Consider the following 2616-nt stretch of genomic DNA (forward strand, 5'->3'; position numbering starts at 1 on the left):
GAGTTCTACTCAAATCTTTGCAACTACAGCATCGAGTTTAATGGTTCAGGGGTCGAATGATGATGTGAATTGGACCAATCTATTGCCAGCTGCAATACCTTCACCAGGAAATGCCACTAATGTTACTGCAAATGGTGCTGTTTCTTTAACCAATTCAAATAAATTTCAAATTTCAACCAATGTTGGAGCATACAAATATTACAGGATTTTTGGATTAGTTTCAGCCAATATTTTAGGAGGAATAGCCTCAGAGTTTTATTTTGATGTCAACAATCAAACGTATCAGGCTTCTTTATATCCAAAAGCGGTCTGCACGGATGATGCGGATGGTGATGGTCTATTTAATCACTTGGACCTAGATTCTGACGGTGACGGCTGTAGTGATGCCTTGGAAGGGGGAGCTACGACATCTCAAGTGGCCAATTTCCAATTTACCGGGCCTTTTGGCGCCAATGGTTTGGACAACTCCCTAGAAACTACCGTGGATAGTGGGATTATCAATTATACCCTTACTTACAATCCTTTTTCTAGCAGTCGTAATCTCGCAATTTGCCTTGATACAGATGGAGACGGTATTTTAGATAGTGATGACATTGATGATGACAATGATGGGATATTGGATGCAGTGGAATCTCCCAATTGCTTCCAAAGTGCCAACGACTGGAATACCACAGACAAATCATTTTTTGCTACTGTCAGCTCTGATTTAATGACCACTACGGCCAATTCAAATTTTGGTGCTCTTACTGATAATTTGGGATTGACCAATGCGGCGGTCCAGTTCTCGACTTCTCCGGCTCAGAATCAATTGAACCAAGAATTATTTAAAGTGACCCTGAGCAGACCTACACAATTGGATGCCATCTATATTCAAAAAACAAGTTCTACTCAAATCTTTGCAAACACAGCATCAAGTTTAATGGTTCAGGGGTCGAATGATGATGTGAATTGGACCAATCTATTGCCGGCTGCAATACCTTCACCAGGAAATGCTACTAATGTTACTGCAAATGGTGCTGTTTCTTTAACCAATTCAAATAAATTTCAAATTTCAACCAATGTTGGAGCATACAAATATTACAGGATTTATGGATTAGTTTCAGCCAATATTTTAGGAGGAATAGCCTCAGAGTTTTATTTTGATGTCAACGATCAAACGTATCAGGCTTCTTTATATCCAAAAGTGGTCTGCACAGATGATGCGGATGGTGATGGTCTTTTTAATCACTTGGACCTGGATTCTGATGGTGACGGTATTCCGGATTCGGTGGAAGCTGGACCAGACCCTGCGAACCCAATAGATACGGATAATGACGGCACGCCGGATTTTTTAGACTTAGACTCTGATGGCGATAGTATTCTGGATTCGGTGGAAGCTGGACCAGACCCTGCGAACCCAATAGATACAGATGGTGATGGTATACCTGACTACCTAGACTTGGATTCAGATAACGATGGGATTTCGGATAAAGTTGAGTCTTGTAATCTCATGGTCGGCCTGTCAGCAGATGGATCCTTTGAAAACTCTGCAGGAGTTGCTTCTTCAGATGCGTTCAATTCAAATGTTACGAGTAGTGGATGGATAGATGGAGTAGGTACGGCTGATTCTTGGAATTCACCAATGCCAACCACAGGATCTGGTGTTTGGGGGGGTATGGCAGATGGAACACCTTCCTCCCCAAATGGCGGTGTATTTGCAGCGGGATGGGCTCGTGGTCCTAGCGCGAATCAGACAGGTGAGTCATTTTACACAATAGTTACGGGCTTAACTGTTGGCCAAAATTATACGCTAAAATTTTTCCAAACCAATGCAGGTATTCAAGGAAGCTCACCTATAGGTGGGCTAGCAAATTGGAAAATAGTGTTTGGGAATGAAACTAAATATTCTATGGAAAGGCCCTATCAAGGGGAGGGAAACCAAACATGGAACGAAGAAACGATCGAATTCACTGCATCCGATACTTCTCAAAGGTTGGAATTTCTAGTAAATACAGCAAGTGATGGTACACTGTCATCTACAATCTACGATCTAATGGCCATTGATGGAATCGCTTTATTTATTGGTGGGATCAATTATACATGTGTGCTTGATACAGATGGTGATGGTATTCCAAACTACCTCGACCTCGACTCAGATGGAGATGGCTGTAGTGATGCCTTGGAAGGGGGAGCTACGACATCTCAAGCCGCCAATTTCCAGTTTACCGGACCTTTTGGGGACAATGGTCTAGACAACTCCCTAGAAACTGCCGTGGATAGTGGGATCATCAATTATATCCTTACTTACAGCCCTTTTGCTACTAGTCCTTATTTCGCAATTTGCGCTGATACAGATGGAGATGGTATCTCTGATATAGACGATTTAGACGATGACAATGATGGGATATTGGATGCAGTGGAATCTCCCAATTGTTTCCAAAGTGCCAACGACTGGAATACCACAGACAAATCATTTTTTGCTATTGTTAGCTCTGATTTAATGACCACTACGGCCAATTCAAATTTTGGCGCTCTCACTGATAATTTGGGATTGACCAATGGGGCGGTCCAGTTCTCGACTTCTCCGGCTCAGAATCAATTGAACCAAGAATTATTTAAAGTGACCCTGAGCAGACC

Annotated in this window: 1 pseudogene; it reads left to right on the forward strand. The window is 42.3% G+C overall.

The annotated features are described in order from the left end of the window. Window positions 1-2616, forward strand: a pseudogene (locus IEV57_RS18955) (hypothetical protein); the annotation flags it as partial.

The organism is Belliella aquatica, assembly GCF_014637795.1.
In the GTDB taxonomy this organism is placed as follows: Bacteria; Bacteroidota; Bacteroidia; order Cytophagales; family Cyclobacteriaceae; genus Belliella; species Belliella aquatica.